This is a genomic window from Haladaptatus sp. W1 (assembly GCF_001723155.1).
Taxonomy (GTDB): Archaea; Halobacteriota; Halobacteria; order Halobacteriales; family Haladaptataceae; genus Haladaptatus; species Haladaptatus paucihalophilus.
This window is the reverse complement of the sequence record NZ_MEIH01000098.1, coordinates 1-13909: the sequence shown is the minus strand read 5'-3', so window position 1 is coordinate 13909 and position 13909 is coordinate 1. Positions and strand designations below refer to the sequence as shown.

Here is a 13909-nt window from a genome sequence, read left to right as displayed (position 1 = left end):
TTCCGGAGGGTACCGAGCGGGAACCGGGTTTCCTCGGGGCGCAACGCGGTGCCGTTCGACGGCTGAAAGACGAGCGTCGCGTCCTCGACGGTCCGCGCACCGGTGTTTGCGACCCGGCCCGTAACCGCACCCGTGTCGCCGACGCGGACCGTGCTCGTCACGTTCCGGAGTGCGAAAGACGGTTTGCCCTCGGGTCGGATGCCGATGAACAGCGGGTCCGAAACTCGCCGCTGGCCGGTCCTGCTCTCGTACGCGACGCGAACCTGCGCCGTGACGTTGCGCGCGGTGTCCGGGCCGACCTGCAACGGGAATTCGACGTACTTCGTGTCGCCGCGCAACCACTCGCCGACCGAGGTTTGGGCCGTCGTGGCGTTGTTCCCGAACCGGATGCCCGAATCGGTCGAATTGACGACGACGCTGGAATCGAACGCGCCGACCGTTCCGGCGTTCCGAATCGCAAGCGAGAGCGTCCCCGTCCCGCCCGCGCTGGCGTTGACCGTCGTGTTCACGACGCGAAACCGCGGCCGTCGCTCGACCCGAACGGTGACGTACCGGACGACGGTTTCCCGCCCGGACGCCGTGTCGTAGCTGACCCGAACCGGCAGCGTGTACTCCCCCGGCGTCGCCTGTTCGCCGACGCGAATCCGAACCGAAACCGGCCGCTGTGCTCCGGGCGGAACCGTCCCGACCGGAGCGCGGTTCGTCAGCACCCGAACAGGGGCGTTTCGGTCCCCGACTTCGACCGTCGCGGCGTTGACCGGTTCCGTTCCGTCGTTCGTCACGACGAGTTTCAGTTGCGTCTCCTCGCCCGGTGCCAGTCTGTCGTCCGGCGCGAACACGCCGATACCGGACTGCTCCGCGGCCCGTTTGCTCACCACTCCCCCACCAACTAGCGTGGCGCACACGAGAACCGCGGCTACCACACCCCCCACGCGCATACCCACTCTACGATGGTATCTGACAAATCAATGCTGGTGACCAACGCGAGCGGTTGTTCACCCGAAATTCGACAGTCCGACGTTTAGTAGGTTACAGTATGATTTAGTAGTTTTCAGTGTGAAATAGTTCCCACAATCGACTTTTCGGAAGATTCGCTTCGGGAGCGATGCGATTCTCGAACGCCCCGTCAGCGCGCACCGCGGCAGAAAACGGGTTCGTGATACGGACCAAGCGTCCCCGGCGCGTGCGCCAGCAGTCCCGAGGCCATCACGGCCGAGGGCCTGCTTGGTTATCACGCGAGGGATGACTGAGCGAATGCGAAGGAATCGGTTGGGGAGGGTGTGGCCGTCGCGGTGCGGTAGCGGTTTCAGTGACGTCTGTAGTTGCAGTCACGGAAGAGCAGTCACGGAAGAGCAGTCACGGAAGAGCAGTCACAGGAGAGCAGTCACAGAGGAACCAACGACAACTCGTAACGAGCGGGCGGGAGCGTTCGAGGACGAACCTCCCTGTCGTCGTTCCGAGAACGAAACCGAACCCGTCTCAAAAGAGTCGCCTCACTTCCGGATTCCGCCTCACCACCGGATGATGTTGGATTCCAAGTCGCGGGGGAAGTAGGTCAGCATCTCCGTACCGGTTTCGGTGACGGCGACGGTATCCGAGTGACGGTAGCCGTACGTATCGGTGTACAGGCCGGGTTCGATGGTGTAAACGTGGCCGGGTTCCATCTCGGCGTCGCCCTCGTCCACGTGGTCCGACCAGCCGCGGTCGATGTACGGCGGTTCGTGGCCGCCCATGCCGATGTTGTGACCGACGTGGTGCTGGGCGAGGTCGGCGACGCCCTGCTCCTCGAAGTAGTCGGACACGAGTTCGTCAACGTATGACAGCGGGACGCCGGGCCCGAGGGCGTCGATGGCGATGGTCTGGGATTCGAGCATCAACTCGAAGTAGTGTTCCTGTTCGTCGGTCGGGTCGCCGACGAACATCGTCCGCTCCAGTTCGGAGTGATAGCCATCGACGTTCGCGGCGGCACCCGTGATGAGCACGTCGCCCTCCTCGATTCGGCGGTTCGCGGTGTGGCCGTGGGGAAGCGCGGTCTGCGGACCGGTGATGTAGCCCGCGAAGGCCGGGCCGTCCCCGCGCGTTCGGGGGACGTACTGGTCCCCGAGCGTGTCGAGCATGGCGCGGGAGGCGTCCGTCGATGCCCGCTGGCTGACGGTCGCGGGATGAGCGCCCGGTTCGGTGTAGTCCGCGAGGTACTGATGGGCGAGGTTGCCCCACTTGGCGGACTCGCGGATGCAGTCGATTTCGGCGTCGGACTTTGTCCAGCGCATTCGGTCCACCCAGCTCTGTATTTCGACGCCGACGAACTCCGAGAGCGCGGGGCCGTCGTAGCCCATGACGCCCGGCGCGCCGTCGGCGTCCGCCACGACCGACTCGGCGTCGAGTTCCGAGAGCATCTCGGCGGCCACGGCAATGGGTTTGCCGCCGGGATAATCGAAGTAGTGGTGTACCGCGTCGATACGAGGGTTGGGTTGCACGCGCTCGACTTCGAGACGCGGCACGGTGATTTCGACGCGCTCGTCCGTGACGGCGAGAACGACCGGGCGCTCGGTCTGAATGTGGTCGAAGCCGGTGAGGTATTCGATGCTCGTCGCGCCGAACCAGACGCCGGCGTCCGCGCCGCTGTCGCGTATCTTCTCGCGGACGGCGGCGAGACGGGTTTCGAACTCGGACTCGGGTAGCCGTGTCGACATGGCAGTTCGTTCACGGGAGCGGTGTAAAAGCGTTGACCTGCCGGAAAGGCGTCCTAAATCGGACCGACCCATGGAAACGCTTCGTTTCCGTTCCGGTATCGTCGGCCTAGCCCCGTTTCAGGGAGGACGATTTACCATCCGGGATAGCTGCGTATGTCGAACGATTCCGTCCGAGCTCGCACCGAGACTGAGTAAACGCCGTAAATCCCACTCACAGGCCGCAAAACGAACGATAAACGAGCTGCACCCGAACTGTATTACGGGATTTTCTTCTTCAATTATATAAGATATACCCGACATCTAATCGAAGATTTTCAATTATTCGTAGTTATTGAACCCCACGGAGCATACGGCTTCGACCCCGCTCGTCGAATGGTAAACGAGTTTCGTGGCGAGTGCTCACTCGTTTGACGTAGGCCACGTAAAGTCGGAACGTAGTCAGCTTCCTCGATTGAACGCCGGAAGACACTCCCACACCTACTCGCTACGCTTTACGGGAAGTGATTTCCAGGCTCAAATCTGCTCGGTCGAATTTGTAGAACAAATCCGCCCTCCCCGATTTGAACGGGGGACAAGTCGATCTACAGTCGACTGCTCTACCAATCTGAGCTAAGGGCGGGCACGCACTTTCACCTATCCCGGTCACGGACTTAAGAATTATTATTCTGGCTGGCGTTCTTTCCAGACGGAAAGGTTCAAGTATGATAGACCCAGTGTTTCGGGAAACAGACGAATTCGGGTGAAAAACATGAGTAAAATTACATTCCGGGCGGACGACGACCTCGTGGAAGGCATCGAATCGCTCGACGCCTCGAAGAGCGAGGTGATGCGCGAGGCGCTCCGGGCCTATTTGGAAACACCCGACACGAACGACGAGAGGAGTCTCGACGCCGTCGTGGCCGAGCGCGTCGATGAACTCGTCGACCGACGGCTCGCCGAGACGACCGCCCGAACGAACGAAACCGGACGGGACATCAACGTCAACGTCACCCTCGACGGCGCGGGGGCGGTGCACACGCACGAAGATGCCCGGACGCAAACGCAGGGCGACCGAACGCGAACGGACGAACCGACGCGTCGGACAACCGCCGACGCGAAGCAGACGGAAAACAGCTGCCACCAGTGCGGCGAGCAACTCGACTCCGGACACGTCTACTGTCCGAACTGCGGCGAGAAAGCGACTCACCGCGTGTTCTGTGACTGCGGCGACGAACTCAGGTCCGACTGGGCGTTCTGCCCCGGCTGTGGGCGACGAACGCCGTCGGCAGACGTTTTAGACTCGTCGTAAAACGATTGTTTTACAGCCGCCGTTAATTATATATGCTGTGGGTATGTGGATACTTCTACGTAAGACGATTGTCTTACGCCATCCCGAAAACGGCCGATGCCGGGTGTCTCGGCCGCTGTAATGGCGTAAGACGGACAAAATAAAAACACTGCGTGTCGTCTTACCAAACAAGGGGAACCTACTATGGAGCGCGTGACACTACGAATCCCAAAGCAGCAAATCGAAGAAGTCGAACAGATGGTCGAAACCGGCGAGTTCCCGAATCGGAGCGAAGCGATTCGGGCCGCGGTTCGAGACATGCTCAACGAGCATGACGAAGCCGCTGAGACCACGAACAAGCGCACGTGGGCGAAGGTATAAGCGATGCAGGATATCGTTCAAGAAGCGCTGGAAAACGCCGAAAGCGAACAGCGCGAGATGGAGGCGGCGACGGCAGACGACGAGTTCGGCGACCCGCGAATCGTCATCGTCGGCTGTGGTGGTGCGGGCAACAACACCATCAACCGCCTGTACAACATCGGCGTCGACGGGGCCGACACGGTTGCCATCAACACGGACAAACAGCACTTGAAGATGATCGAAGCCGACACGAAAATCCTCGTCGGCAAATCCCTCACGTCCGGTCTCGGCGCGGGCGGCGACCCCTCGATGGGCGAGCGCGCGACCGAAATGGCGCAGGGAACGGTCAAGGAAGTGCTCGGCGACGCGGACCTCGTGTTCGTGACCGCGGGCATGGGCGGCGGAACCGGGACCGGCGCGGCACCCGTCGTCGCCAAAATCGCCAAAGAGCAGGGTGCGATCGTCGTCGGAATGGTCTCCACGCCGTTCAACGTCGAGCGTGCCCGCACGGTGAAAGCCGAGGAAGGACTGGAGAAGCTCCGTAACGAAGCGGACTCCATCATCGTCCTCGACAACAACCGCCTGCTCGATTACGTCCCGAACCTGCCCATCGGCAAGGCGTTCTCGGTCATGGACCAGATCATCGCTGAGACCGTCAAGGGCATCTCGGAGACGATTACCCAACCGTCGCTCATCAACCTCGACTACGCCGACATGTCCACCATCATGAATCAGGGCGGCGTCGCCGTGATGCTCGTCGGCGAGACGCAGGACAAGAACAAGAGCGAAGAAGTGGTCCGCGACGCGATGAACCACCCGCTTCTCGACGTGGATTACCGTGGGGCATCCGGCGGTCTCGTCCACATCACGGGCGGTCCCGACTTGACGCTCAAAGAGGCCGAAGGAATCGCGGGCAACATCACGGAACGCCTCGAAGCCAACGCCAACGTCATATGGGGCGCGCGGATTCAGGAGAACTACAAGAACAAGGTTCGCGTCATGGCCATCATGACCGGCGTCAAGAGCGCGCAGGTGCTCGGCCCGACGACGCAGAAGCAGGCCGACCGCTCCCGACAGAAGATGCGCGACGTGGACGCACAGTCCTACGACGCGAGCAACAGAGCCGAACAGAGTAGCGGTACGTTCGGTGCCCAGAGCGACGGCGGCCGGAGCGAACTGGAGAAAAACAACGGTCTCGACGTCATCCGGTAATCTACCGTTCTTGTCTTCCGCTCGCGACTACCGTTCTTGTCTTCCGCTTTTTCGTATCCCTGCCTCATTCCAGCGCGACCAACTGGTATGTCTCTTCGCCGGTTTGTGCGACGACGTAGAGCGCGCCGTCGTTCAGCACGGGACCGAACCTGACGGGACCGTGAAACGACTTCTCGAACCGCCGCGCCGGTCCGTCTCCCGAGAGCAACCCGGACGACGGCGTGGGGTCGAAGGCGAACAGTTTCTCCCCGCCGACGAAGAGCGTATCGCGGACGAGGGCCGGAGCGGTCCGACGCCAGTCGCCCGTGTCTTCCGTCCACAGTTGCTCGCCGGTTGCCGGGTCGATGGCGTGTAGCCCTTTCGTCCCGGCGGCGTAGAGGTTTGCTTTCACCGCGAGTCCGCCGTTCGCCCACCCGGTTTCGACGCTCCAATCGATGTCCAACCGCGGTTCGTTCTCGGTTCTAATGCCGTAGGTCTTCCCGTCGAGGCAGTTGACGTAGATGCCGTCGGTGTCGATGGTCGGCGGCGCTTGGGGTTGCGAGGGGAGATTCCACTCGCCCCACCCGGTTCCGTCTGTGCCGAGCACGTATATCTTTCCGGCCTCGGTCGCCAGCGTGACACCCCGGAAACCACACGGCGACGAGCCGAGGAGGGTGCCGAACAGACGGCGCGACCAATCTGTCTCGCCCGTTTTCGAATCGACGCGATACACCATCTCGCCGACCGGAACGTACAGCCGGTCCCCGCCGTACGTCGATGGTGCCGCCACGGTTCCGTCGGCGTCGAACGTCCGTTCCCATTTCGTCGTCCCGGTTTTCGCGTCGAGCGCGCGAAGCCGATTGCTCGCCCCGACGTACACCGTCCCGTCGCGGACGAGCGGCGCGGTTTCGGCTTCGTCCTCGTCGGTGGCCCACAGCATCGACCCGTCCCGTGCGTCGTACACTTCGAGCCGGTTCGGAACCGGGAGGAACACTCGTCCGTTGGACGCCACCGGACCGTGAAACAGCAGTTGTGGAGCATCGACGCGCCAGCGCTCGGTGACGCCATCGACGGGGGCGTTCCCGTCCGCGACGGTGCGCGTGTTGCAGGCGTTACAGCCGAAACTCGACCACTCGCCGTTCGCGCCGTAGATGTGTTCTTCGGGGTCGGGCGATTCGTCCGCGCCCGCTTTCGGCGGGTCGTCGGCCTTCGTCGCACAACCGGCGAGCACGGCCGTCGCACCGAGGGCGAGAAACCGTCGTCGGGAGGGCATGCCTGCCGTGTCGAATTACCGAGTAATAAGTTTTCTTCGCTGTCGTGAGTTTCGTGAACCGAACGACGCCTCCGCCCTACGCCGCGTGAATTGCGTCCACGAGCGAGCACTTCCGACACACGTCCCGCGTCGTCGCCGCGCCACAGCGTTCGCACTCGTTGAGTTCTCGTTTGCCGTCACCGGCACCGAACTCGTCGGCCGCGAGCTTGGCGAGTTCCTCGTACCCGGCCATGATGGAGTGACGCGTTCCGGGGTGATTTTCCTCCAGCGACAGCATCAACTGCTGAATCTCGGCGCGGTAGGCCTCGCTGGAGTGGGGACACTCCGTGATGTGCGCGGGAAGGTCTTCGAGGTGCGCGTACAGCGCGACCTCCTTTTCCGGCACGTCGCGGAGGGGTTTCGCCCGGGGGACGAACTCGTCCTGGTCGGACCGCTCGTCGAACCCGGCCAGACTTGCGTCGAAGTGTTTCGCCACTTGAGCGACGTCGCCTTCGAGGAAGTTCATCAGCGCCGTTTCCGCCTCGTCGTCCAGATTGTGCCCGGTGAGGAGTTTGTCCGCGCCGTACTCCTCCGCGTACTTCGAGAGCAGGTCGCGGCGGAAGACGCCACAGTACGCACAGGCGGCCATGTTCTCGGGGTCCTTGCCCACCACGTCGTCCATGCGCAGGTCGAACTCCTCCTCGTAGCTGACGACCTCGTGTCGGATGTCGAGGTCGTCGGTGAGTTCGAGGCAGGCATCCAGACTCTTGTCCCGATAGCCCTCGATACCCTCGTGAATCGTCAGCGCGACGAGTTCGATCCGCGGGTCGTCCGCGAACGTGTCGTGGAGAATTTTCGTGAGCACGACGCTATCTTTCCCGCCCGACAGACCGATGAGCCAGACTTGTGGGTCGTCCGGCGTCGCCGACGCGGGCAACAGGTTATCGTCGCGGATTCGGCGTCGAAGTCGCTTCTCGACCGACCGACAGAAGTGGTCGTCACAGAGATGCAGCCCCGAATAAGCCGCGTGCATGACGGCCTCCCGGTCGCACTTATCGCAGTCCATTACGTGTCGGTTGCGTCGCGGGGCGTTTCACGGTTTCGCTCCGGTATAAATCGGATGGTGCGATAGCAAATAGGGAGGTCACGATATCGGTGCGGCGAATCCGAAGGGCAAAACAAGCAAGAGAGTGCGAAAGAGTGCGAATCAAAACGGTTAGTCAACGCCACAGGAGCGGGTCGGAAGCGAACTCCGACATGGGGTATCGGTCGGTCGAGAGAATCGACCATTGCGGACGGAAGATACCAGACACCGCCCATCCCATCTTACTCCTGGCAACTGATAAGTTGCCGTCGCACGACGATAGTTTCGGGCAACAGTAGTCGATTGCAGCCGATTTAACCCCTGAATAATAATGCGGCGAGACGGCGGCATGCTGTTCATGGATAAGCCCTTCGACGAGACGCGGCGGAGTTTTCTCACACTGAGCGGTGTTGCTATCGGGGCGACCGGATTCGTGGGGAGCGTGACGTCCGAGACGGGAACGACCACGAATCGAGCGTGGGCGTCGTTTCAGCACGACGCCGGAAACACGGGCACCACCTCGGACGGGACCGACCCAGGCCCGGATGCGTGGATAGAGTGGAGCGAACAGGTGAGCGACCGTCCGCTCCACTCGCCGACCGTCGCGGACGGTATCGTCTACGTCAGCGACGTTTCCGGCGAGATAACGGCGTTCGACACGGACACCCGAGAGACGCGATGAACGGCACGAATCAGAGAGTTGGACTACGCCCCAAGTGTCGTCGGCGACACCGTGTACACCGCCGGGACTGACCTCGTTGCGCTCTCGGCCGCGGACGGCAGCGAACGCTGGCGATTCGACGTCGGTATCGCGGAGTCGTCCCCCGTAACCGCCGCCGACGAAACCCTATTCTTCAAAACCAGCGACGTGAACGGCCAAGGGGCGTGCTGGGCGGTCGATGCCGCGACGGGGACGGAACGCTGGCACGTTCGTCTCCCGACGGGCAAGGACGGCGAAACGCCGAGCGCCGAACACGTACCCCCGGCGGTCGTCGGCGGTGTCGCGTACTTCGCCGACAAGGACGCGGTGTACGCCCTCCGCGCGGAGGACGGCACGCCACGGTGGCAAGCGAGCGTCGATGGGATCATCGACCACGCACCGACCGTTGCGAACGATACCGTCTACGTGTGTGGAGAACGGGCGTTCGCGCTCTCGGCCGACGACGGACGGACGAAATGGAAGACCGACCTCGGCGACTCGGTGCGTTTGAGCCAGTCGCCCGCCGTCACCGACGACGCCGTTGTCGTCACGGACGGCTCTCTGGCACGGATTTGGGCGCTGGCCGCTGACGACGGAGCGATTCGCTGGACGGTCGAAGGAACCGGAGGCTCCGCGGGAACGCCCGTCATCGGGGACGAAACGACCTACGTTCCCATCGCCGACGACGAGGACGGCCTCGTCGCACTCGACCTGCAATCGGGCGATCAACGGTGGTGGGTCCCGATTCGAAATCTCAGTAATTCGTCGCTTCCACCGGCCATCGACGGCACCATCTACGTCACCGATCGAGAGGGATTTCTCTACGCCGTCGCCGAGCCGACGTGGCTCGACTGGCGAGCGAACCAAATCGGGTCGCTCGCGGTCGACGAAAACGTCTACGTTTCGAACGGCCGCGGCCACTTCTCCGCGCTCGACGCCGAAACAGGGTCGAAGCGGTGGCGTGGGGAAGCCGACGAAACCCCCGTCACGGCGAACGGGATGGTCTACGGAACGGATTGGTTGGCCGTCGTCGCCTACACGCCGGACGGAACGGAGCGATGGCGTTTCGACTGTGACGGGAAAATCACGACCGAACCAGTGGTCACGGACGACTCCGTCGTCGTCGCTGGCGACGGCTGGGTAACGGCGCTCGACCCGACCACTGGCACGCACCGCTGGACGAACGACGGGGATTGTGCCGGACTCGGGACGGTCGAAGCGCTGTCCGCCGAAGGAAAAACGGCGTTCGCGGTCGTGGACGGCCGCGTCGTAGCGCTCGATTGCGATGAACGACAGTGGTCGGCCGGGAGCGGCGTTCAAACCATCGCCGTCGGCGACGCGGTGTACACCGGGACCGACCAAAACGAGGTCGTCGCCTACGGTTTCGACGGAACGGAACTGTGGAGCGCGACGCTCGACGACGGCAACCAAGTGACGAGTCTCGTCGCGGATGACGGTCTCTACGCCGTGACGACGGCCGTTACGAGCACCGGAACCGACAGCCGCGAGTGGTTGGTTTCGATCGACGAAGGAACGGTTGACTGGACGTTCCACCCGAAATTCCTCCCGTTCGGGTCGCTCTGTGAACCGGTCGTCGAGGACGAAACGGTCTACGTCGGTGCCAGCGACCGTCGAGTGTACGCCCTCTCGGCGGCGGACGGCACCGAACAGCGGCGATTCGAAACCGGCGGTGTGGTCGAATCGGTCGCGGCCGACGGCGACCGCGTGTACGCGACGGCCGACGAAACCTACGCGTTCCGATAGCGGACGGGCGATTCGGCTACGGTGCGGAACAACGGTTCGGCCCCAATTCGAGTTCGGTTGCTTCCCCCTCGTCGTCGGGTTCGTCCAGTCCGCGATTGACGGCGATGACGGTTTCGTAGTTCGGCGGCTTCTCCGGGACGGTTTCGGTCAGTCGGGCGACGAACTCGTCTTCGGGCAACTGGAGTACGTCGAGTTCACGCCGTAGGTCACCGACCGTCGCCTGAATCGGCTGTCCCGGACTACCGTGTGCGAACCGTCCGTCCTCCGTGACGGTGACGTGGCCCGGCAGGACGACGACGCTGTCCGGCTCGCTCATCAGCACTTTGTGCAGGGAGTCGTACTGCATTTCTGCCCCTTTTCCGGCCCCCTCCTCGCCGAACTCCAGTTCGGTGCGTCCGATGGAATCCACGAACAGGGTATCTCCCGTGAGGACGGCTTCGTCGTTCACGAGATAGCTGGTGATTTCGGAGGTGTGCCCCGGCGTGTAAACGGCTTTGATGTCCGTATCGCCGACGCGAACCACATCGTTCCGTCCGAGAGCGTCGTACTCGTATTCGACGCCGCGTTTCCGAGCGCGCTCGCTGAGATGGTACGGAACGCCGATTTCGTCGGCGAGCCGTCGGCCACCGGAGATGTGGTCGGCGTGGATGTGCGTATCGAGGACGTGCGTGATGTCGTAGCCGCGAGCAGCGGCCGCGTCGCGGAACTCGTCGATGTGACGGCTCACGTCGATGGCCGCCGCCTCGCCGGCGCTTCCGACGAGGTAGCCGAGACAGCCCTTCGCGCGCCGCTGTATCTGGACGATTTCCGCGTCACCGTCCGTCTCTATCGGGACGTGTTCGTACACCTGACTCCATTCCTCCATGCCGCCTTCGACGACCTTCACGTCCTCGAAGCCGTGCTTTTCGAGTTCGTCGACGAAATGGGCCGAAGAAATCCCTTTCGCACAGACGGTGAGAATTTCGTCGTTTCCGTCGAGCATCGACTCGACGGCCGACGCACCGTCCTCCGAAAGCGATTCGTCCGGGCCGAAGGGGAAGTTCACGGCCCCCTGGATGTGCCACGACTCGAAGCTCTCTTCCGGTCGCGTATCGAGGAGGACGAACTCCTCGTCGGCGTCCTGTTTGTCCGCTAATTCCTCCGGAGTGATCGCTTCGACCATATCGGACGGTTCGGCAGCGACGGCGAAAGGAGTGTCGGGCGGTGTGCGAACGAGACGATAGAGAAGAGAGATGTGAGGTGAGGTGAGGTGAGGTGAGGTGAGGTGAGGTGAGGTGAGAACGATGGAAACGGAAACCAAACGGCCGTCACCGAACCTTCGCCGTTCCATCGCACTTATCCACGACAACCCCGAATCAAGCACCGATGGAGCGAAGCGCGGCAATCGAACGCGTCGAGGAGATCGTCGAGACGGTCGAGAACGACACCATGCCGGTTCCCGTCCGCGAGATTTGGGTGTACGGCGACGTGTCCCTCGGACTCGACCCCATCGACAGACTCGACGTGTACGTGACCAAGGACATCCTCCTCCGCGGCGACGACGCCGACCGCGAGACCGAGTTCGTCGAATCGCACGGCGTGAAGGGAATCGGAAAGACGGTCCGTGCGGAGTGGGCCGACGAACATCCCGAACTGATTCGAGCGAGCGAAAACGGCTACACCGCCCCGGAGAAGTGTCTCGCGGCTCACTTGCTTCCGGACGACGAACCGGTTCACCTCGAAGTCTGCAATTCCAGTTTCGAGGACAACGTTACTCAACGCTTGCGCGGCGCGATGGCGCGAGAGGCCTACGAACAAATCCTCGACCCTCGAGGCGTCTGTCTCTGGGTGGATGGGCAACGAAGCGACGAAGCGTTCCGCAAGCTACGGGAGGGGGAGTTCGCCTTCCCGACGCTCCCGGCCGCACTGGAGATGCTCGGCATGGACGAAGAGGAGACGGAAGAAGCGGCACAGGCCGTCGAATCCTACAGTCGGCGACAGGAGGGAACGACGGTTCGCGGCGACGTATTGTAGCAACTGTGCGGGCGAACAGGTGGCACAACCGGTTTCGCGCGAGGGAAGGCCACACACCCGCCTGGACCGCTCGCGCGCCGATGATCAGGTCATGCCGGGGTTGGTCCCGGCACGGTATATAAACCCTCGCTGTGCTCCTCGCGGACCTATCCCTCGAAGCCGTCTTCGAATCTGAAGGTCCCGTTGCGCTGGACGATTTCTCCGTCCACCTCGATGAACGAGTCCTCGCTCATATCGACGATCATATCGACGTGCGTGGCGCTCTCGTTGAGCGGTTGCCCCTCGGGGACGGTCTGCTCGATGGCCTTGCCGACGGCGAGGTGAATCGTATCGCCCATCTTCTCGTCGAAGAGCATGTTGTAGGTGAAGCGGTCGATGTCGCGGTTCATGCCGATGCCGAGTTCGCCGAGTCGCCGTGCGCCCTCGTCGGTGTCGAGCACGCCAGCGAGGACCTCCTCGTTCTTCTCGGCGCTGAAATCGACGACCTCACCGTCTTCGAATTCGAGCCAGACGTTCTCCACGATGCTACCCTGCCGGACGAGTGGTTTGTCGAAGAGCACTTCGCCCTCGACGGAATCGGGGACGGGTGCGGTGAACACTTCCCCGCCGGGGAGATTCTTCTCGCCGTAATCGTTGATGGTCTTCATTCCCGACACGGACATCGTGAGGTCGGTGGTGTCGCCGGAGACGATGCGCACCTCGTCGGCCGAGTCGAGAAGTTCGACCATCTGCTGCTAGTGTTTTCGTTGCTCGTCCCAGTCTTTGTTCACCGCGCCGTAGACGAACTCCTCGTAGGCTTCCGTGCTCATCTCGGCTAACTGGGCGTCGCCCGGCGCGGGGAACTGTGTACCGACCCACCGTTTCCCCATCCCTTCCTGCTGAATCGGGGCGTGTGCACGCGCTTGGGCGGCGACCTTCTCGGTCGGAACGTCGCTCGTCTCCGCCGTGTTCTCGGAACCTTTGATGATGATCACGACGTCGGTTTCCTCCAGCGCCGCCAAGGAGTGGTCGGGGAGGTCGATATCGTCCGCGTCACAGCTTCGAAGGAACGCCCGTTTCGCCCGCGGGCTTCGCATCGAGAGCGACGGTTTCGCGCCGCGCTCCCCGATCTTCTCGTGAAGCGCGACGGCGAGGTCCTCGGCGACGGTCGGTGCCAAAATCTCCACTCTGTCGCCTTTTTCGATGCTCGCGGAGTGGTCAGCGATGACTTCCGCGTGGTCTCGAACTCGTGGGTCCATGTCGGAAAAGAGAGGCGTTGGCGTGAAAATGGTTTCAGTTTAGACCCGACCGGAAGTGACGTAGAACGGAACGACTTCCGCACGTCGGTAGTCGTCGGCCTGCATCTGGTCGACGACGGCGTGGCCCATCTTCCGCCATCCCGCTCGGAGGTCCTCGTACTCGTCGGGCGACAGCGGTCCGACCAGCGTGTCGCGTTTGTCGGTCAGCGCGCCCGCCGTCGCCTTCCGTTTCGCGGCCTCGACGTCGCGGGTCGAATACGGCGGTTCGACCGATTTCGCGTGGTGGTGCGCTCGGGTGGTGATTTCGTCGAGTCCGGCAGTGCGAAAGACCTCGCGCGTGCCGTCCC

The 13909-nt window shown here is 62.7% G+C and carries 11 protein-coding genes, 1 tRNA gene and 2 pseudogenes; 6 read left to right on the top strand and 8 right to left on the bottom strand.

Annotated features, from left to right (window positions below; all coding sequences use genetic code 11):
* From BG842_RS05720 to BG842_RS05710, 3 genes are all read right to left on the bottom strand, one after another.
* Positions 1-875: COG1361 S-layer family protein (locus BG842_RS05720; protein ID WP_254662928.1), on the bottom strand; the 875-nt coding region annotated here is incomplete at its 3' end.
* 636 nt (positions 876-1511) lie between these two features.
* Entirely contained in the window at positions 1512-2693 is a 1182-nt protein-coding gene (locus tag BG842_RS05715; protein ID WP_069450030.1) for a Xaa-Pro peptidase family protein, read from the bottom strand.
* A gap of 545 nt (positions 2694-3238) precedes the next feature.
* A tRNA-Tyr gene (locus BG842_RS05710) sits at positions 3239-3312 on the bottom strand.
* A 129-nt stretch (positions 3313-3441) separates the two neighbouring features.
* Here BG842_RS05710 and BG842_RS05705 point away from each other — a divergent pair.
* From BG842_RS05705 to ftsZ, 3 genes are all read left to right on the top strand, one after another.
* On the top strand, positions 3442-3981 hold the full coding sequence (locus BG842_RS05705; RefSeq protein ID WP_069450029.1) for a zinc ribbon domain-containing protein: 540 nt from the start codon (positions 3442-3444) through the stop codon (positions 3979-3981).
* 183 nt (positions 3982-4164) lie between these two features.
* Complete coding sequence (locus BG842_RS05700; protein WP_007982487.1) at positions 4165-4341, top strand: ribbon-helix-helix domain-containing protein; 177 nt, start codon at positions 4165-4167, stop codon at positions 4339-4341.
* A gap of 3 nt (positions 4342-4344) precedes the next feature.
* Positions 4345-5532 carry a cell division protein FtsZ gene (gene ftsZ / locus BG842_RS05695; RefSeq protein ID WP_007982486.1) on the top strand — a complete coding sequence of 396 codons (1188 nt, stop codon included), beginning with the start codon at positions 4345-4347 and terminating at the stop codon, positions 5530-5532.
* A gap of 64 nt (positions 5533-5596) precedes the next feature.
* Here ftsZ and BG842_RS05690 read toward each other — a convergent pair whose 3' ends face one another.
* Both BG842_RS05690 and BG842_RS05685 read right to left on the bottom strand, forming a co-directional pair.
* The gene (locus tag BG842_RS05690; RefSeq protein ID WP_069450028.1) at positions 5597-6784 is read right to left on the bottom strand and encodes a PQQ-binding-like beta-propeller repeat protein; all 1188 of its coding nucleotides are present in this window, start codon (positions 6782-6784) and stop codon (positions 5597-5599) included.
* A 76-nt stretch (positions 6785-6860) separates the two neighbouring features.
* The gene (locus BG842_RS05685) at positions 6861-7829 is read right to left on the bottom strand and encodes a TIGR00269 family protein (protein WP_069450027.1); all 969 of its coding nucleotides are present in this window, start codon (positions 7827-7829) and stop codon (positions 6861-6863) included.
* Positions 7830-8178: 349 nt separating this feature from the next.
* Here BG842_RS05685 and BG842_RS31115 point away from each other — a divergent pair, with 349 nt between their 5' ends.
* Both BG842_RS31115 and BG842_RS05680 read left to right on the top strand, forming a co-directional pair.
* Positions 8179-8529 (top strand): PQQ-binding-like beta-propeller repeat protein, encoded by a 351-nt coding sequence (locus BG842_RS31115; RefSeq protein ID WP_254662927.1) that lies wholly within the window; start codon positions 8179-8181, stop codon positions 8527-8529.
* 18 nt (positions 8530-8547) lie between these two features.
* Positions 8548-10311 carry a PQQ-binding-like beta-propeller repeat protein gene (locus BG842_RS05680; protein ID WP_254662926.1) on the top strand — a complete coding sequence of 588 codons (1764 nt, stop codon included), beginning with the start codon at positions 8548-8550 and terminating at the stop codon, positions 10309-10311.
* Positions 10312-10327: 16 nt separating this feature from the next.
* On the opposite strand, the gene BG842_RS05675 is transcribed toward BG842_RS05680, so the two are convergent.
* Positions 10328-11473 (bottom strand): rhodanese-like domain-containing protein, encoded by a 1146-nt coding sequence (locus BG842_RS05675; protein ID WP_069450026.1) that lies wholly within the window; start codon positions 11471-11473, stop codon positions 10328-10330.
* A gap of 203 nt (positions 11474-11676) precedes the next feature.
* Between BG842_RS05675 and BG842_RS05670 the strand changes: the two genes are divergently transcribed.
* Entirely contained in the window at positions 11677-12324 is a 648-nt protein-coding gene (locus BG842_RS05670) for a hypothetical protein (protein ID WP_069450025.1), read from the top strand.
* Between the two features lie 146 nt (positions 12325-12470).
* Here BG842_RS05670 and BG842_RS05665 read toward each other — a convergent pair.
* Positions 12471-13562 (bottom strand): annotated as a pseudogene (locus BG842_RS05665) (aminopeptidase).
* 39 nt (positions 13563-13601) lie between these two features.
* Positions 13602-13909, bottom strand: a pseudogene (locus tag BG842_RS05660) (SAM-dependent methyltransferase); the annotation flags it as partial.